Annotated in this window: 1 pseudogene; it reads left to right on the top strand. The window is 69.1% G+C overall.

Annotation, left to right across the window (positions count from 1 at the left end):
* Positions 1 to 116: 116 nt before the first annotated feature.
* Positions 117 to 447, top strand: a pseudogene (locus LPA54_RS38850) (hypothetical protein); the annotation flags it as partial.

Raw genomic sequence — 447 nt, 5'->3', positions numbered from 1 at the left:
GCCCTGTACGCACTCGTGTTCGGCTCGGCGGCCTGGGCACGGTTCACGGGCAAGGACATCACCGCGTAGGGAAATGCGCTGGCACGGGAGGGCCGGGGCGTGTGACGGTTCGGTCCATGGGCAACTCACGGGCGTACCCCGTCCTGCGGACCACCGACGCGGCGGAGGCGTTTCGGCAGGCCAGACGGTTGTGTGCGCTGCTGAGACAGATCGAGGACAAGGTGTGGCTGTTCGCCGAACCGGCCACGGTCCGTGAGGTGCGGGAGATCGCCGCGATCGCTCCCGGGCTGCCCTTCGACTACGCGGAGAACCGGACCGATCCGGCGACGGGCGACTACCTCCGGTTCGAGCTCGACGTGACGGCACTGGATGACGCGGCACTGGCGGAACACCTGCCGCTGACCTTCTCGGAGCAAGTGGAGCGGGAGCGCGTCGAGGCCCGGATCC

The sequence above is a fragment of the Streptomyces sp. DH12 genome, assembly GCF_020873895.1.
GTDB lineage: Bacteria > Actinomycetota > Actinomycetes > Streptomycetales > Streptomycetaceae > Streptomyces.
Note: the sequence above shows the minus strand (reverse complement) of the source record. Positions and strands in the feature narration are given on the sequence as shown.